Raw genomic sequence first — 12477 nt, 5'->3', positions numbered from 1 at the left:
TGGGGCCAACCTTTGGCTCTAGGCGACTCTTGGCAAAGCTGCTACTCTCGGCGCGCTTTGTGACTTCTCGGCCTGCTTGAAAGCGCCAGACTCACCTTAAAAAAACATACACCAATAATAATCGCATCAAATGCGATGATGAATTCGCGTCGCTGAGGAGTGGGCTTCCATGAACGAAGACTTTTGGAAGGATAAATACCCCGCCGGGATTGCTGCAGAAATCAATCCAGACGAGTATCAGAATATTCAGGCGGTACTGAAACAGTCCTGCCAACGCTTCGCCGACAAACCGGCTTTCAGCAACCTGGGCAAGACCGTCACCTACGGTGAACTGTACGAATTGTCCGGCGCCTTCGCCGCCTACCTGCAACAGCATACTGACTTGAAGCCCGGTGACAGAATCGCCGTGCAACTGCCCAACGTCCTGCAGTATCCGGTCGCCGTGTTCGGCGCCATCCGTGCTGGCCTGATCGTGGTCAACACCAACCCGCTGTACACCGCGCGGGAAATGGAACACCAATTCAATGATTCCGGGGCCAAGGCTCTGGTCTGCCTGGCCAACATGGCGCACCTGGCTGAAAAAGTCGTGCCCAAGACTGCCGTCAAGCATGTCATCGTCACCGAAGTCGCCGACTTGCTCTCGCCTTTCAAGCGCTTGCTGATCAACAGCGTCATCAAGTACGTGAAGAAGATGGTCCCGGCTTACCACTTGCCCAACGCGATCAAGTTCAACGACGTGCTGGCCAAGGGGCACGGGCAACCGGTCAACGACGCCAGCCCGGCCAGCAATGATGTCGCCGTACTGCAATACACCGGTGGCACCACCGGTGTGGCCAAGGGTGCGATGCTCACTCACCGCAACCTGGTCGCCAATATGTTGCAGTGCAAGGCGTTGATGGGTTCCAACCTCAACGAGGGCTGCGAAATCCTGATCACGCCACTGCCGCTGTATCACATCTATGCCTTCACCTTTCATTGCATGGCGATGATGCTGATCGGCAACCACAACATCCTGATCAGCAACCCGCGTGATTTGCCGGCGATGGTCAAGGAACTGTCGAAGTGGAAGTTCAGCGGCTTCGTCGGGCTGAATACCCTGTTCGTGGCGCTGTGCAATAACGAAGCGTTCCGCAAGCTGGACTTCTCTGCGCTGAAAGTCACCCTGTCGGGCGGCATGGCCCTGCAACTGGCCGCTGCCGAGCGTTGGAAAGCCGTGACCGGCTGCGGCATCTGCGAAGGTTATGGCATGACCGAAACCAGCCCGGTAGCCACTGTGAACCCGATCCAGCACATCCAGATCGGCACCATCGGCATTCCGGTGCCGTCCACCGTGTGCAAAGTCATCGCCGATGACGGTACTGAGCTGGCGCTGGGTGAAACCGGCGAACTGTGCGTCAAGGGCCCGCAAGTGATGAAGGGCTACTGGCAGCGCCAGGACGCCACCGACGAGATGCTCGACAGCGAAGGCTGGCTGAAGACCGGTGACATCGCGATCATCCAGCCTGACGGCTACATGCGCATTGTCGATCGCAAGAAGGACATGATCCTGGTCTCGGGTTTCAACGTGTACCCGAACGAACTGGAGGACGTACTGGCAGGCCTGCCGGGCGTGCTGCAGTGCGCGGCCATCGGTGTGCCGGATGAGAAGTCCGGGGAACACATCAAGATCTTCATCGTGGTCAAGCCAGGGGCCACCCTGACCAAGGACCAGGTGATGGAACATATGCGCGCCAACGTCACCGGTTACAAGGTGCCCAAGGCCGTGGAGTTCCGCGATGCGCTGCCGACCACCAACGTGGGCAAGATCCTGCGGCGTGAGTTGCGTGACGAAGAGCTGAAGAAACTCGGTCTGAAAAAGTAATTGCGCTAAACATGCTCTAAATGTGGGAGGGGGCTTGCCCCCGATAGCGGTGTATCAGCCAGCTTGTATGTAGCTGACACACTGCAATCGGGGGCAAGCCCCCTCCCACATTTTTAATCCGGGTTCTACAGGGCGAATTGGGCGAAGCTCACGCCTGCACCCGCCGGCCGCACATCCTTCAAGAACGAATCCTTGTCTGCGCTCAGCTCCAGGGTGATCTCTGGCTTGCGCTTGCCCGCATTGCGCACCACCAGCCCTTCGAGCTTCTCGCGAAGGAATACCGTCGGCACCTTCAGGTGCAGCAACTGGTCGGTCTCGGCGTTGTGCATCAACAGATGAATCCACTCGTACTGGCCCACGGCAATGCGGCCCACCGGCAGGTCGAACCACCAGATGTTGCGCTTGCGGTCCAGGTCGGTGAAGTGGCAGTTGTTGACGCCGAGTACGGCACCGCCCAGTTCGGTGTTTCTGCGGGCGATGGCCTGTGCTTTATTGAGTTTCATAACCTTCCTACGGGATCTGTTATTCAGCGTTATAGCCTGAATGTGCGGGGCATTCTCGTGGGTTGGCTGTAAAACATAAAGCCAAACCTGCGGCTTTCGATGAAATGCGTGCCGAAAAATAATTGAAACTCCGCCGAACGGCCTTGGGTCAATCTCTAGGTAACGACCAAAACCCTTGATTGTTCTTTCGGAGAAATACCATGGGCAGCACAGCGGATAAGGTAAAAGGTTTGAAAGACGAAGCCATTGGCAACATCAAGCAAGGCATCGGCAAAGTCACCGGTAACGACAAGCTGCGCGCTGAAGGCGTGGTGCAGGAAAAGAAAGGCCAAGTCGAAAAAGCGATTGGCGACACTAAGGACGCGGTCAAGAAAGCGACAAAATAAGTTCGCAATCTTGCTGTCTGACGGCCATCCACGGATGGCCGTTTTTATGTCACATGCAGTGAATAAAGTTTCGAAATTGTTTCAAGGTCGCGAAATGGGCTACCTTGATGTAGAAAACGGCCCCTGAGTCGCCCACGAACTCAATCTTTTGCGGCGAAAGGAGACGCTATGATTTTTCCGCTACTCGATGGTCTCAAGCTACACAAAGTGCTGGTGCGCACCGTCAAGGAATTCCTCGATGACGAAATGCCCACCTACGCCTCGGCACTGGCCTACCAGATGCTGTTCTCCCTGTTTCCCTTCCTGCTGTTCCTGATTGCCCTGATCGGTTTCCTGCACTTGCCGGACTTCTTCACCTGGCTGCGCATGCAGTCGGAGCTGGTGCTGCCGCCCCAGGCCCTGGAGCAGGTCAACCCGGTGATCGACCAGTTGCAGCAGTCCAAGGGTGGCCTGCTTTCAGTGGGTATCGTGATCGCCTTGTGGACCGCCTCCGCTGGCGTACGCCTGATGATGAGTGCGATGAATGCGGCTTACGACGTGGTCGAAGGTCGGCCGATCTGGAAGCGTTTCCCGTTGTCGGTTTTCTACACCGTCGGCATCGCCGGCATGTTGCTTGCCGCTGCCGCGTTGATGGTGCTGGGCCCGCAAGTGATGGAGTGGCTCGCCGGGCAGATCGGCATGGAAGAATTCGTGGTCACCCTGTGGACGATCCTGCGTTGGCCGTTGATCGTGATTTTGCTGATGTTCGCCGTAGCCCTCATGTACTACGTGATGCCCGACGTGGAGCAGAAATTCCGTTTCATCACCCCAGGCTCTGTGCTGGCCGTGGTGGTATGGATCGTCGCCTCTCTGGGCTTCGGCTACTACGTGAAAACCTTCGCCGATTACAACGCGATGTATGGCAGTATCGGTGCGATCATCGTCCTGCTCCTGTACTTCTACATTTCCGCCGCCGTGCTGCTGCTGGGCGCGGAGATGAATGCCGTGATCGAACACATGTCGGCCGAAGGCAAGGACCCAGGGGAAAAGGCGTTCGATGAACACATGGACACGGATGAAAAACAGCATGTCTCAGGCCTAGGCCGGGACCACTCCAAACCCACTGCCGACGAAGTCTGATCGATGATCCGTGAAATCCTGAAAATGGGCGACGAGCGCCTGCTGCGTATCGCGCCACCGGTCCCACCGGAAATGTTCGACAGCCCTGAGCTGTGGCAATTGATCGATGACATGTTCCAGACCATGGAGCACGTCGGCGGCGTCGGCCTGGCCGCACCGCAGATCGGTGTCGACCTGCAATTGGTGATCTTTGGTTTCGAGGCCAGTGAGCGCTACCCGGACGCGCCTCCGGTACCGCAGACCATCCTGATCAACCCGCTGATCACGCCGCTCAGCCCGGTGCTGGAAGAGGGTTACGAAGGCTGCCTGTCCGTGCCCGGCCTGCGCGGTGCGGTGAACCGTTACCAGCAGATTCGCTACGAGGGTTTCGACCCCAAGGGCGAGCCGATTGTGCGGGTTGCCGACGGGTTCCATGCGCGGGTGGTGCAGCACGAATGCGATCACCTGATTGGCCGGTTATACCCGTCGCGCATTACCGACTTCAGCAAGTTCGGGTTTATCGAAGTGATGTTTCCCGACATGGACCCCACAGCCGACGAATAACTGTCAGGCACACTGAGATCCAAATGTGGGAGGGGGCTTGCCCCCGATTGCAGAGTGTCAGTCACTGCATCGGGTGACTGATCCACCGCTATCGGGGGCAAGCCCCTCCCACATTGGTGTTGCATTCATTCAGATTACTTGGCCGGTTTGACGAACCGCAACGTCATCCGATCGGACTCCCCAATCGCCAGGTACTTGGCCTTATCCTGTTCGCCCAGTTTCAACGTCGGCGGCAAGGTCCACACGCCACCGGGGTAATCCTTGGTGTCCTTCGGGTTGGCATTCACTTCACTTTGCCCAGCCAGTTGGAACCCGGCATCCGTCGCCAGCTTTACCACCTGCGCAGTGGTCAGGTAACCACTGTCCTTGATCGCCTCCAGGTCTGCTCCGTCCTTGGCCCGGTGATCTTCCACACCCAATACACCGCCCGGTTTCAACACGGTGTAGAACGCGCTGAAGGTCGCTGCGGCCGTATCGGCCGCTACCCAGTTATGCACATTGCGAAAAGTCAGCACGGCGTCGGCCGAGGCCGGTTTGCCGAAGACTGGTGCCTTGGGATCGAACTCCACCACTTCGGCCTTGGCGTAGCGCGCCGGGTCAGCCGCGAATTTCTTTTTCAGGTTTTCTTCGGACGTGCGCGCATAGGCACTGCTGGTGGCGGCTTGCACGGCAGCGATGTACTGCCCGTGATCCTTGAGCAACGGCGCCAGCACTTCGCTGTACCAACCACCGCCGGGGGTGATTTCGATCACACGTTGCTGGGCGCTCAAGCCAAAGAACTCCAAGGTCTGCTGCGGATGGCGATAACCATCGCGCGCGCTGTTGGCCGGGTCGCGCCAGCTGCCAGCGAGTACGCTTTGGTACTGCTTGGCGCTGATCGGCGCGTCGGCGGCCTGGCTGAAGGTGGGGAGGAGGAGGGCGGTAAGGGACAGCACTGCAAACGTCGTTTTCATGATCATCCGATAAGTGGGCCACTGTGCCGTCGAGGCTAGCATGGGCCCACGCTCGGCTGATCACACATTATGCGAGGTCGACCTCACCAAACGATCTAAGCCCATGGCGATCATTGGCTTGTTGCGCTTGTAGCGTACCAGTCGTTCGCTGAGGGATTGGGGCAGCACCGTGTCTTGGGTGAACCCCATACGTTGATACAACGCTTCCAGATCCGGGTGGCACAGCAGCCACACCGTGCCCTCCACTGAAGCCACCGCCTGAAGAATCAAGCGTGCCGCCAACCCTTTGCCTCGATAGGCAGGGTCCACAAACACCCCGGTCAACCACTGTCCACCGATCACCGGCGTCAAACACAGGCCACCCACAATCTCGCCGTCTCGGGCCACCCACAAATGCCCGCCCTTGAGCGCCTTCATCGACGAATCATGGCTGCGGTAAAACTTGTTCAGCAGCGGCCATAGAGGCTCTGCCAGCAGATCGATGGTCAACTCGGACATAGTGTTCAGGCAACGTAATCAAGGGGCGAAGATTATAAGCGCCTTCTATAGCGCAATAGGTGTTATACCCAATGCTACATCCTCTGCATGTGGAGTACGCATCATGGCCAAAGGTATGGATTCAAAGAAAGCGGCGAAGAAAAAACCGGTAAAGACCGCCGATGAAAAACGCGCCGAAAAGAAAGCCAAAAAATCCGAAACCGGGGTGTTCGGCCATTAAGTTCCAAGCTTAGAACCAAACGATCTGCAAGATTATCCGGCCTCAATGCACAGAGCAGGAAACACCTGCTCTGAGCTGCCAATGGCCAACTATCTTGATCTGACCCAACGCCGGGAAATCGAAGCCCTGGCCCAAAGCTTTACCGCAAAAACCGAGTGGCCGACCTGGCTGCTGTTGATCGGCGTGTATGCCGGCTGGTTCGCCGTGATCCTCGGCAGCCACTGGCTGGGCCTGTGGTTGAGCACACTGTTGCTGGTTCCCCTGGTGACGTTGTGGCTGTCGGTGCAACACGAGCTGCTCCACGGCCATCCCACCCGTTCCCCGCTGATCAACAAACTGCTCGGCTATGCACCGTTTGCCGTGTGGTATCCCTACACGCTGTATCGCGACAGCCACCTGTTGCACCACAACGATGAAGACCTGACGCTGCCCGGTGTCGACCCGGAAAGCCGCTACCTGAACCAACACCAATGGGACAACAGCTCGCTGTTCGAGCGTGGCGTGCATTGGTTGACCAAAACCGTGCTTGGACGTTTCCTGCTGGCGGCACCGCTGGCGATAGGGCGACTGGCTCGCCATGAGTTCCAACGCCTGCCCCAGGTGTGGCCGATGTGGCTGGCCCATGGTGCCGTCACCCTGCTGATGTTGACCTTCATCGCCCGCTACAGCGTACTGCCGGTGTGGCACTACCTGCTGCTGGTCACCGCGCCGGCCTTGTCGCTGGCCTCGATCCGTTCCTACTATGAACACCGCCCGCATCTGCAACCGGAACAGCGCACGGTACTCAATGAAGCGTCCTGGCCCTGGACCTGGCTGTTCCTCAACAACAACCTGCACCTGGTGCACCATGACTTGCCGAAGTTGCCTTGGTATTTGCTGCCCCAGGTCTACCGCGCCCGGCGCGAGCAATGGGTGGCGCGCAGCGGTGGTTTCCTGGTGCAGGGTTACGGCCAGTTGATCAGCCGCCACGGCCTCAAGGCCATCGACAGCCCCCGGCATCCTTTCGCTTGAGAGACGACCATGAGTGATCACTACGCGGAGCTGCTGATGTACGTCGCGCCCGCCGCCGTGCAACAGGCCAATCAACAATGGCTGACACGCATCCTTGAGCGTTTGGGCCTGAGCCGTCGAAATGCCGACCACCTCGATCTGCACAGCCTGTGGCTGGCGCCCGAACTGCTCGTGACCCAAACCTGCGGCTACCCGCTGATGACCCAACTGCGCGGCCAGGTGCGTGTGATTGGCCGCCCACGCTACGAACTCCCCCATAGCAGCCATGGCGACCATTGCAGCCTGTTGCTCACCCGCGACGACAACCCGCGCACCACCCTGGCGGGCTTTCACAACAGCCGCGGCGTGATCAACGGCCACGACTCCAACAGCGGCATGAACCTGCTGCGCGAACGCCTGGCGCCGTTGCAACGCGACGGCCGCTTCTTCGCCAGCGTCGACATCAGCGGTGCCCACCGTGAAAGCCTGCGCTGGTTGCGCGAAGGCCGCGCGGACTTGGCCGCGATCGACAGCGTCACCTACGACTACCTGGCCCGCTTCGCCCCGCAGGAAGTGGCCGGGCTGCGCATCGTTACCCAGAGTGCGCCGAGCCCGACCTTGCCCTACATCGGCTCTTCGACCTTGAGTGACGAACGCATCACGCAGATACGGGAGGCGATGAACCTGGCGTTGCGGGACTTGCCGCAAGTGGTTGAAATGCTGGGTATCCAGGCCGTCCTGCCCGCCAGCGAAGACGACTACCAAGTGCTTTTGCGCTTTCAGCAGGAAGCCGCCGATGCCGGTTATTCAAAGCTTCAATAAGGTTATATAAAAATGCATTTTAAATATTATTAAAGAATAAGAGGCCTTGCTAGGATCGCTCCACCGGAACACCGGACATAACGCGCAACCTACTCAAATGGAGCCACTATGTCCGGCGCCGACACTTCTCACAGCGATTACGTGGGCGGATTGTTCCGCAGTCATTACGACTGGCTGTGCAGCCGCCTGCACCGCCATCTCGACTCCCGTGCACACGCCGAAGACATCGCTGCCGACACCTTCGTCCAACTGCTGGGCGCGCCGGGTGTGGTGCCGATCCGCCAACCCCGTGCATTGCTCACCACCATTGCCCAACGTCTGATGTATCAACTGTGGCGCCGCCGCGACCTGGAACGCGCCTACCTCGACGCCCTGGACCACGACGAAGCGTGCAGCACGCCGTCCCCCGAAGACTTGGCGCAAATGATCGAAGCCTTGCAAACCATCGACCAGTTACTCGACGGCTTGCCGGCCAAGGTCAAGGCGACCTTCCTGTTGTCCCAACTCAATGGCCTGACCTATCCGGAGATCGCCGCCGAACTGGGGATTTCCCAGCGTTCGGTCAGCGACTACATGGCCCGTGCCTTCAACCGTTGTTTGCGGCTGTGTCTGGAATGAATGACGAACTGATCGACAGTGCCACACGTTGGTACGTGCTGTTGCGTTCCGGCCAGGCGAGTGCGGTGGATTGGCAGCGCTACCACCAGTGGCGTGCAGCCGACCCACGCCATGATGCGTTGTGCCTGCAATTGGAAACGCGCTTGGGCGTGTTTCAGATTCCCCAGGCTCAAGGCGTCAGCGGCCAGGTCTTGCACCGGACACTGCAGGAGGCACCGTCCAGCCGCCGCCAGGTGTTGCAGGTCGCGCTGGCGGGGGCCGGCGTGGTCTTGGGCGCGACGCTGTTGGCCAAGCCCCTAGGGCTCTCCGAACTAACCGCGGATATCCGCACCGGCACCGCCGAGCGGCGCAGCGTCACGTTGACCGATGGCAGTGCGTTGTTGTTCAACGCGCAAAGTGCGGCGGATATCCAGTTCGACCCGCAACAACGCCTGGTGCGCCTGCGCGAAGGCGAGGTGCTGGCCAACGTCGCTGGCGACCGTCACCGACCTTTTCTGATCCAGACCGACCAGGCGCGCCTGCACGCCTATGGCAATCGCTTGCTGGTGCGTGAGCGGGAAGGGCAGGGCCAGGTCGTTGCGCTCAATGGTGCAGTGGCCATCAACCGCCACAACGGTGAACACCTGCAACTGGCCGCCGGTCATCAAGTGCTTTATGACCGTACGGGGTTCGGCCCGGTGCTAACCAGTGCTGCCGGCGCCACGGCCTGGGTCGACGGCTTCCTGCAAGTGCGCGACCGCCCGCTGGCCGAAGTCATCGACGCCCTGCGTCCCTACCATAATGGCGTGCTGCGCCTGGACCCCGCCGTGGCCGGGTTGCGCGTCAGTGGCCTCTACCGCTTGGACAACCCTGGGCAAATCCTCGACACCCTGGCGCGCACCTTGCCGATCCACATCACCCGCCGCACCGGCCTGTGGGTGACCGTCAATGCAGCGTGAAGGGGGCGGTCACTCGGTCAAATGTGGGAGCTGTCGAGCGTTAGCGAGGCTGCGAAGGGATCGACTCGGTTTGCCTGGAGAACCGAATGGCTCGCATCGCAGGCAAGCCAGCTCCCACACTGATTGGGTGACCGCTTCAGGCTCAAGTGTGGGTTCTAAGGACATAACCAAACGGTCTGCAAGTTTTCCCCTCGCCAGCCCACATCCCTCCCGTAAGCGCTGCGGGGAGCAGCGTTCAGGAGTTTCCTTGGGGGGAGCCAAAGTGAATCAGTTCAACCGTGTGCCGCTTCGAACCTTTGCCCTGGTGCCGTTGGCCAGCCTGTTTTTCTCATTTGCCGCCAGCGCCGAAGAGGCGCGCCAGGTCTACCACATCGCCCCTGGTCCGCTGGATGAGGTACTGCTCAACATCAGTCGCCAAAGCGGTCAGGTGATCTCTTTTACGCCGCAGTTGGGTCAGTACTCCTCGGCGCAGGTCGACGGTTCGCTGTCGGCGCAACAAGCGGTAGACGCCGCGCTCAAGGGGACGGGTTTGCGCGTGCAAGTCAGCCCGGACGGTGCATTCATCATCAAGGAGGGCACCCAGGCCGGCAGTAATGTGAAGGCACAAACCAGCGCCGCCCAGGCGCCGACCCTCGACCGTGTGGTCGCCATTGGCACCCGCCGCAGCAACGCCACCGCCCTGACCAGCAGCGCCCCGGTGGATGTGATCAACGCCGAAGAACTCAAGCAAACCGGCGCCACTAGCCTCAACCAGGCGCTGTTCCAGTTGCTGCCGTCGTTCAACTTTCCACAGAACAACAGCGCCACGCGCGGGCAAGATCCCAAGGGGGCTTCACTGCGCGGCCTGTCACCCGACCAGACCTTGGTGTTGATCAACGGCAAGCGCCGGCACACTTCGGCGGTGGTGAATATCTCCGGCGGCGTGCCGTTCATTGGCGCCCAGCCGGTGGACCTGGACATGATTCCCATCAGCGCCATCGACCACGTCGAAGTGCTGCGCGATGGCGCCTCCGCGCAGTACGGCTCCGACGCGGTGGCCGGTGTGGTCAACATTGTGCTCAAGGAGCGCGACAGCGGTGGCGGCATCAATACCCAACTGGGCAAATACGCCCAGGGCGATGGCTTCAGCAAGACCACCGATGGCTGGTACGGCGTGGGCCTGCCGGGCGATGGCTTCCTGACCCTGAGCTTCAATACCCTCAACAACAAACCCGACGATATCGGTGATAAATACGTGGCCGACGGCCGGGTCCAAGACCCGCGCTGGGGCGGTGCCGGGCGCGACAAATACAACCTGGCGGCCAACGCCGAAATCGGCCTGAACGATCAGTGGCGCCTCTACAGTTTTGCGACGTTTGGCCAGGACACCTCGGTGAACAACACCCCGCCGTTGCTGGCCAGCAGCCCGAACAACGTGGCCTCGATCTACCCCAACGGCACCATTCCCAAATACCGCTACCGCTATGAAGACGGCGCCATCACCGTGGGCACCCGGTATGAAGACGAGAGCATCGGCCGCTTCGACCTGAGCGCCACCTATGGCCGCGACGAGCACGATGAATTGGCCTTCAACACCGTCAACCCGAGCTACGGCGCCAACAGCCCGACCAAGTTCAACGTCGCCACGCTGGTCAACGACCAGACCAACCTTACCCTCGATTACGCCAAGGACCTGGACGTGAACTGGTCCAGCCACCCGCTGACCGTCTCGGCCGGAGTGGCCTACCGGCACGAACAATATCGCCTGGAAGCCGGTGACTACAGCTCGTATTCCTTTGGTGGCATCGATGGCGTGCAAGTGGGTGCGGTGCAAGCCTCTGGCCTGACCCCGGACGATGCCGGCACCTTCAAGCGTGACGTGGGCGGCGTGTATTTCGGCTTGGAGAACCAAGTCACCGATAAGCTGCAAGTGGGCGTGGCCGGGCGTACCGAGCATTACTCGGACTTCGGTTCGGCCACCACCGGCAAGCTCTCGGCGCGTTATGACTTCACCCCGCAAGTGGCCTTGCGCGGTACGATCAACAACGCTTACCACGCTCCCAGCCTGGGACAGATCGGCACCTCGTGGACCACCACCACCAACCTCGACGCCAATGGCAATCCGGTGTTGACCCGCATGCTGCCGGCCGACAACCCGGCCGCCCGGGCCCTCGGCGCGCAGCCGCTCAAGCCGGAAAAGTCCACCAACTACTCGTTGGGCCTGGTGCTGCGACCGGCTGAAAATGCTTCGCTGACCATCGACGCCTACCAGATAACGATCCGCGACCGGTTGCTGTTCAGCGGTGGCATCTCCGGGCCGTTGGCCGAGCAGATTCTCACCAACGCCGGCTACGGCCAGTACTCCTGGGCGCAGTTCATGACCAACGCCGCCGACACCCGTACCCGCGGCGTCGACATCGTCGGCAAGTACAACCTGGACCTGGCGCAGTTCGGTGGCCTGGTGCTGTCGGCCGGGTATACCAAGGCCCGCACCACGATTGAGAAGGTCCACGAAAACCCCAACGGTTTCGAAGTGCTGACCCGCGAAGCCCGTGGCTTTATCGAGCATGGCTACCCCGAAGACAAGCTGGTGTTCGGCGCCGTGCACACGCTCAACCAATGGACCATCGCCCTCAACGAAACCCGCTACGGCAAGTACCGCAAGTACGCGGCCGCCGAAGCCAACGCCCAGTACGACCAGACCTTCAGTGCGCAATGGACCACCGACCTGGACGTGAACTACGCGTTCACCAAACAACTGCGCGTCTCCGTGGGCGTGAACAACCTGTTCGACAGCAAGCCCGACGACTTCAACAGCCGCCTGCGCCAGACCCCGGGCCAGCAATACAGCTACCTGTCACCGACCGCGCCGGAAGGGGCGTTCTATTACACACGGCTCAGTTATGACTTTTAAGTGCATGGCGTAGATCACATGTGGGAGGGGGCTTGCCCCCGATGGCGGTGGTTCAGGTGGAGCAGCTTTGGCTGACCCACTGCTTTCGGGGGCAAGCCCCCTCCCGCACTGGATCTCCTGTGTTTTTGAAATT

The 12477-nt window shown here is 60.1% G+C and carries 12 protein-coding genes; 9 read left to right on the top strand and 3 right to left on the bottom strand.

Going from position 1 to position 12477, the window contains the following annotated elements:
- The first annotated feature begins 169 nt into the window (after nucleotides 1–169).
- The gene (gene fadD1, locus AC07V4_RS17715; RefSeq protein WP_492637847.1) at nucleotides 170–1861 is read left to right on the top strand and encodes a long-chain-fatty-acid--CoA ligase FadD1; all 1692 of its coding nucleotides are present in this window, start codon (nucleotides 170–172) and stop codon (nucleotides 1859–1861) included.
- Nucleotides 1862–1986: 125 nt separating this feature from the next.
- Here fadD1 and AC07V4_RS17710 read toward each other — a convergent pair whose 3' ends face one another.
- A complete protein-coding gene (locus AC07V4_RS17710) occupies nucleotides 1987–2364 on the bottom strand; it encodes a hypothetical protein (RefSeq protein ID WP_016973105.1) in 378 nt (125 codons plus the stop codon).
- A 200-nt stretch (nucleotides 2365–2564) separates the two neighbouring features.
- Between AC07V4_RS17710 and AC07V4_RS17705 the strand changes: the two genes are divergently transcribed.
- From AC07V4_RS17705 to def, 3 genes are all read left to right on the top strand, one after another.
- Complete coding sequence (locus tag AC07V4_RS17705; RefSeq protein WP_492637846.1) at nucleotides 2565–2750, top strand: CsbD family protein; 186 nt, start codon at nucleotides 2565–2567, stop codon at nucleotides 2748–2750.
- Nucleotides 2751–2918: 168 nt separating this feature from the next.
- Nucleotides 2919–3869 carry a YihY/virulence factor BrkB family protein gene (locus tag AC07V4_RS17700; RefSeq protein WP_492637845.1) on the top strand — a complete coding sequence of 317 codons (951 nt, stop codon included), beginning with the start codon at nucleotides 2919–2921 and terminating at the stop codon, nucleotides 3867–3869.
- A gap of 3 nt (nucleotides 3870–3872) precedes the next feature.
- Nucleotides 3873–4412: a peptide deformylase gene (gene def, locus AC07V4_RS17695; RefSeq protein ID WP_492637844.1), complete on the top strand. Its 540-nt coding sequence runs from the start codon at nucleotides 3873–3875 to the stop codon at nucleotides 4410–4412.
- Nucleotides 4413–4546: 134 nt separating this feature from the next.
- Here def and AC07V4_RS17690 read toward each other — a convergent pair whose 3' ends face one another.
- Together AC07V4_RS17690 and AC07V4_RS17685 are read right to left on the bottom strand one after the other, a co-directional pair.
- Complete coding sequence (locus AC07V4_RS17690) at nucleotides 4547–5365, bottom strand: class I SAM-dependent methyltransferase (protein WP_492637843.1); 819 nt, start codon at nucleotides 5363–5365, stop codon at nucleotides 4547–4549.
- Between the two features lie 60 nt (nucleotides 5366–5425).
- The gene (locus AC07V4_RS17685; RefSeq protein WP_492637842.1) at nucleotides 5426–5863 is read right to left on the bottom strand and encodes a GNAT family N-acetyltransferase; all 438 of its coding nucleotides are present in this window, start codon (nucleotides 5861–5863) and stop codon (nucleotides 5426–5428) included.
- 301 nt (nucleotides 5864–6164) lie between these two features.
- On the opposite strand from AC07V4_RS17685, the gene AC07V4_RS17680 reads away from it, so the two are divergent.
- From AC07V4_RS17680 to AC07V4_RS17660, 5 genes are all read left to right on the top strand, one after another.
- Entirely contained in the window at nucleotides 6165–7094 is a 930-nt protein-coding gene (locus AC07V4_RS17680) for a fatty acid desaturase (RefSeq protein WP_492637841.1), read from the top strand.
- 9 nt (nucleotides 7095–7103) lie between these two features.
- Entirely contained in the window at nucleotides 7104–7895 is a 792-nt protein-coding gene (locus tag AC07V4_RS17675; RefSeq protein WP_492637840.1) for a phosphate/phosphite/phosphonate ABC transporter substrate-binding protein, read from the top strand.
- Nucleotides 7896–8003: 108 nt separating this feature from the next.
- Nucleotides 8004–8513 carry a sigma-70 family RNA polymerase sigma factor gene (locus tag AC07V4_RS17670; protein ID WP_492637839.1) on the top strand — a complete coding sequence of 170 codons (510 nt, stop codon included), beginning with the start codon at nucleotides 8004–8006 and terminating at the stop codon, nucleotides 8511–8513.
- Entirely contained in the window at nucleotides 8510–9451 is a 942-nt protein-coding gene (locus AC07V4_RS17665) for a FecR domain-containing protein (protein WP_492637838.1), read from the top strand. The genes AC07V4_RS17670 and AC07V4_RS17665 overlap by 4 nt, the downstream gene beginning before the upstream one ends.
- A gap of 262 nt (nucleotides 9452–9713) precedes the next feature.
- Nucleotides 9714–12344: a TonB-dependent receptor domain-containing protein gene (locus tag AC07V4_RS17660; RefSeq protein ID WP_492637837.1), complete on the top strand. Its 2631-nt coding sequence runs from the start codon at nucleotides 9714–9716 to the stop codon at nucleotides 12342–12344.
- Nucleotides 12345–12477: the final 133 nt, after the last annotated feature.

This window comes from Pseudomonas sp. GW821-FHT03A09 (assembly GCF_059421065.1).
Note: the sequence above shows the minus strand (reverse complement) of the source record. Positions and strands in the feature narration are given on the sequence as shown.